Source organism: Paenibacillus sp. AK121 (assembly GCF_019042715.1).
In the GTDB taxonomy this organism is placed as follows: Bacteria; Bacillota; Bacilli; order Paenibacillales; family Paenibacillaceae; genus Paenibacillus; species Paenibacillus polymyxa_C.
The window spans coordinates 1-3,993 of the sequence record NZ_JAHPJM010000038.1; the positions used below are offsets into that span (position 1 = coordinate 1).

At 65.2% G+C, this 3,993-nt stretch carries 7 protein-coding genes; all 7 read right to left on the reverse strand.

Going from position 1 to position 3,993, the window contains the following annotated elements; genetic code table 11:
* Positions 1-720: DNA adenine methylase (locus KSP24_RS24990; RefSeq protein ID WP_216977151.1), on the reverse strand; the 720-nt coding region annotated here is incomplete at its 3' end.
* Between the two features lie 67 nt (positions 721-787).
* On the reverse strand, positions 788-976 hold the full coding sequence (locus KSP24_RS24995; RefSeq protein ID WP_216977153.1) for a hypothetical protein: 189 nt from the start codon (positions 974-976) through the stop codon (positions 788-790).
* A 27-nt stretch (positions 977-1,003) separates the two neighbouring features.
* On the reverse strand, positions 1,004-2,485 hold the full coding sequence (locus KSP24_RS25000; protein WP_302054387.1) for a DNA cytosine methyltransferase: 1,482 nt from the start codon (positions 2,483-2,485) through the stop codon (positions 1,004-1,006).
* A gap of 127 nt (positions 2,486-2,612) precedes the next feature.
* Positions 2,613-2,897, reverse strand: a complete 285-nt coding sequence (locus KSP24_RS25005) for a hypothetical protein (protein ID WP_216977157.1) — start codon at positions 2,895-2,897, stop codon at positions 2,613-2,615.
* 60 nt (positions 2,898-2,957) lie between these two features.
* Complete coding sequence (locus KSP24_RS25010) at positions 2,958-3,107, reverse strand: hypothetical protein (protein ID WP_216977159.1); 150 nt, start codon at positions 3,105-3,107, stop codon at positions 2,958-2,960.
* An 11-nt stretch (positions 3,108-3,118) separates the two neighbouring features.
* On the reverse strand, positions 3,119-3,559 hold the full coding sequence (locus KSP24_RS25015; RefSeq protein WP_216977161.1) for a tellurite resistance TerB family protein: 441 nt from the start codon (positions 3,557-3,559) through the stop codon (positions 3,119-3,121).
* 1 nt (position 3,560) lies between these two features.
* Entirely contained in the window at positions 3,561-3,902 is a 342-nt protein-coding gene (locus KSP24_RS25020; protein ID WP_216977163.1) for a hypothetical protein, read from the reverse strand.
* Between the last annotated feature and the right edge of the window lie 91 nt (positions 3,903-3,993).

Genomic DNA, 3,993 nt, shown 5'->3' on the forward strand with positions numbered 1-3,993 from the left:
ATCGGCCAGTGCGCTGTCCTTCGCCTCGTTCATCGCACTGAGGTAAAGCCGCGATCCGACCTGCACATAAGGGGGGTCGACGAAGATCAAGCAGTCGTCAAGGGGCAAACGGGTTCTGGACCTAGCCATGAACGTCAGAGCGTCTTCGTTCGTCAGCCGAACGCGGTCTCGCGCGCTCCCGAGCCAGCGAATTCGCGCAGACATGGTCTCCCGATACCACCGGGCGTCGATCTTCCACCGCCCGGTTTGCGCATAGCCGCCGATCGGCCCTGCGCCTAAGATAATTCCCGACCTGCTGGTGCGATTGATGAAATAGGTCGCGAACCCCAAATCGAAGGAATAGTCTTTCGAATTGTCTGCGTTCTGAACCAGATCGATCGACCTGTCCCATTCTTCCATGTCCACCTTTGCGTCGCGCAAACGGTCTAGGAAGCGGTCGGTTTCGAACAACATGGCTCGCCAGGCCGAATAGACCCGGATGTCGGCATCGTTCAAATGGATGACGTCGGCAACGCCAGACTTCAAAAGATTCAAGGCCGCTCCGGCCCCCCCGCAGAACGGCTCGGCATAGTGCCTTTCGCCCGCTTTGATCTCGGATAGCTTCGAACCAAGATAGCCGGTGAGGAAGCCCTTTCCTCCCGGATAGCGGAACGGGGAAGCCATATCCTGAACGTGCGGCCTTTCGTATGCCGATAGGTCCAGGCTGCCTTCCATTTCCATGCCGACCATGATCCTATGCCGTTGACTCGCGGGCGGTTATATGCAGCGCGGCCGCCGAAGGCCATCGCTAAGTTCCTGTCAATCCGAAATCCGCCGCGGCCAATACAACCGGCGAGCCTCGTCGCATGTCCGACGGACGATCTCTGCATCGCTCAAGGGCAAGAACCCCCGGCCACCGCAGACGTTGCACAGCACCTCGTCCCTGAAAATCGGGCTCTTGTCCTGGACTTCCCGGCGCAGTTCGCAGGCCGGGCAAGGGTCGTGATTCCCGTGCAAGGTCGGATCAGTCATGGCCTCCGAGCCCGTCGACCAAGGCGATGCGCTCGCCGATCCAGCCCATCACGTTGACCGCCATGCTGTTCCCCAGCGCCCGGTAGCGCGGGCCATCCGGGGTCCAGTTCCGCCCCCCGCTGACGATGTCCGTGTATCCGTCGGGGAAGCCTTGGAGGCGCTCGCATTCGACCGGGGTCAGGCGGCGGACGGCCCAGCGGCGATCCGTCGGGGCGGCACCTTCGACGATCAAGGACTCGACCGTGTCGACCGTCGACCCCGGCGGGCGGTGGCCGCCTGTTGTGTTGCCCAAGGCCAGCAATGTCGGGGCGACCGGGACGATGGGGGTTCCTCGGCCGGTGCCGTCTTCGCTGGCGTCGAAGCCCTCGGCGCGAAGGGTATGGGCGACTTCTGACCGAAGGACCAAGTTCGGCCCTAAGGCAGTGTCGCTGTTATCCGGCTGTTTGGAATAATTGGCCGTGATCGCCTGCGCAACCTCCCTGGACGCGAATACTTGGGATGATCGGGGCACCGCGATGATCCCGACGTTGTCTTCGGCCCTGGGCGCTTTCGCGTCGCGGGCCGCCAAGGCTCCCGAAACCGCCGGGATCAGGCAATCCTGGCCGCGCGTGTCGCCTGGCCGGTCGAAGCCTCGGCCACTTGCCGCAAGGCAAGGTGCAACGTCGTAGGAAGCGCCTTGCCCCGTCGTGCGGCTCGGCGGAGGATTCCCGCGCAGGCTTTCGGCGTCAAATAGAACCGCGGCGGGAGGTCGCCAACCTCCATGATATCCGACAACGAAGACACGCCGCCTTCGCTGGGGAACGGCGCCTCGGAACAAGAGTGTTCGGACGAATTGAGCGTCCAGCACTCGGTAGGCCCACCCATACCCGAGTTCGCCCAAGCCCCCGAGGAAGGAACCAAAGTCCCGCCCCTTAGACGACGACAGGACACCGGGGACGTTTTCCCAAACGATCCAGCGGGGGCGGTATCGGTCAACCAGCGCAAGATAGACGAGGGCCAGGTTGCCGCGCGGATCGTCCAGGCCCTTTCGGAGTCCGGCGACCGAAAAGCTCTGGCAAGGGGTTCCTCCGACGAGAACATCGAAAGCTGCATCGGGCCAATCCTTCCAAGCTTCCAGGTTTCCGAAGTTCGGCACCCGGCCCTCGGCCGGAAGCTTCTGAACGGCGCGGATCGCGGCGGCGCGGCGCTTGCGGTCCTTTGCGGTAAGATCAGGGATCTCCGGGGACGGCATGAACAACGGCCGACCGGCGCCGTGCCTGGCGCTAAGGACCGCGCTGGCGAAGGGGTCGATCTCGGCGAAGCCGGCCGCCTGCCAACCCAAGGGCGCCCAAGCGACCGAAGCGGCTTCGATCCCAGAACAAACCGACAAGAACCGAAGGGGCGCCGTCACCGACGCGCCCCGGGATCGGCCGCCGGGGCTGGTTCGTCGAAGGTCGGGAACGCGTGGACCTTCGCGGAAGCGCAATAGGGACATAGGGCCGCCGTCGCGACCGCCGCCAATTTATCGACGGCCATGGGAAGCCAGGCGACCGTCCAAACGTGCCCGCAATCGGCGCAACGGCCGCAAAAGGGTATCCTGGCGGCCTCGGTCGGGGCTGCGGTCATGCGGCGACCTCCGGTTCGGATTCGGGCCACCAATCCCAATCGACGAAGCCAAGAAGGCAAACCATGCGATAGGCGCCGCGCTGGCTGCGGGCGGCGATCCGGCGGCCGGTCCGGTTGCAACGGACGACCCAATGGCGACGGGCGAAGCGGGCTTCGATCAGCAACGCTTTGACGGAGGATTCCGCGATCCCAAAGATTTCGGCGATATCTTGGTCGTCGAAGGTTTCGGCCAAAGCCGCAACCCGATGCGGGGTGATCTTCAACTGGTTCTGGATGTTCATGGGCTTTCCGGTCGGTCGATAGGGCGGAAGGCGCGGGCGGTGAACCGCCCGCGGCCGGGTTCAAGCCTCGGGGTCGATCTTGGCGCCGACGTAGATCAGTCCGACCATCACGGCGCCGAGGACCAGGTCGGTGACGCCGTTGGCGACGGTCATCAGCGCGACGCAGACGATCCCGCCGACGACCAGCCAATTCGCTGCGGTCTTCAACATCCCTGGCCCCGTCAGTTCAGATAGCGGTCGGGGGAAAGGCCGCCCAAGGTCTGGCCCAAGTCGCGAAGGGCCTTCATTTCCTTGTCGCCGATCTGGCCGTCGGCCCCCGCGACGTCGATCACGATGACGAAGACCATTTCCAGATCCTCGGCCGTCGACTTCGCCCGGGCCTCTTCGACCTCGCGCTTCAAGCCGACCCGCCCGGAAATCCCGGCCTTGGCCCGCTTGGCCTGCTTGTCGAAGGCGGCTTCGATATGGGTGCCCGTGAACGCCTTGGAAAGCGTGTCGTGGCTCAACAGGCGATCCAGGGCGACGCCCGCTTCGTCGACGTCCAGGTTGCCGTCGGCGGCGCCGACCAGGACGCAAGCCGCGCAGGCCGCTTCCAACAAATCGGCGCGGCCGTTGAGGCGCTTGGCGCCCCCGGCGATCTTCTCCTTCAGAAATCCCAGCATGTCATGCTCCTTCGGTTCGGGATTGATCCGCCCCGTCGGGGCCGGATTTCGGGGCTGCGGCCGGATCGGCGCGGCGAATGGGGCGGCCGCCCGGGGTATCGGCGGCCGTGACGATTCCGTCTTGCGGGCAAGTCGGGGTGTGGGCCTGGCCGATGGGTCGGTGGCATTCGTCGCAGACGGTCTGCCAAAGCGGGACGGCCGGCGGCTGGTCTGCGGCGTCGAGGTCGGCAAGGAGGTCTTCGATCTCGGCGATGGCTTCTTCTCCGCCTTCGTCCCAATCGGCGATGGCGGCCGCCCAACGGCGCAACTGGTCTTCGGTGGCGAGGATCGCGGCGCCGGTCATGCCTTCGGCTCCCGCTTGGCCTGCGCGGCGGCCGCGTGGGTGCGCTGGCGTTGAGCGCCCGCGTATTTGACGACCATGGCGCGGCTCTTGT

Bases quoted from the DNA above. Each gene is read 5' to 3' on its own strand.
- KSP24_RS25015 (WP_216977161.1), bottom strand. From the start codon at position 3,559: ATGCTGGGATTTCTGAAGGAGAAGATCGCCGGGGGCGCCAAGCGCCTC.
- KSP24_RS25005 (WP_216977157.1), bottom strand. From the start codon at position 2,897: ATGAACATCCAGAACCAGTTGAAGATCACCCCGCATCGGGTTGCGGCT.
- KSP24_RS25020 (WP_216977163.1), bottom strand. From the start codon at position 3,902: ATGACCGGCGCCGCGATCCTCGCCACCGAAGACCAGTTGCGCCGTTGG.
- KSP24_RS25010 (WP_216977159.1), bottom strand. From the start codon at position 3,107: ATGTTGAAGACCGCAGCGAATTGGCTGGTCGTCGGCGGGATCGTCTGC.
- KSP24_RS25000 (WP_302054387.1), bottom strand. From the start codon at position 2,485: ATGTCCCTATTGCGCTTCCGCGAAGGTCCACGCGTTCCCGACCTTCGA.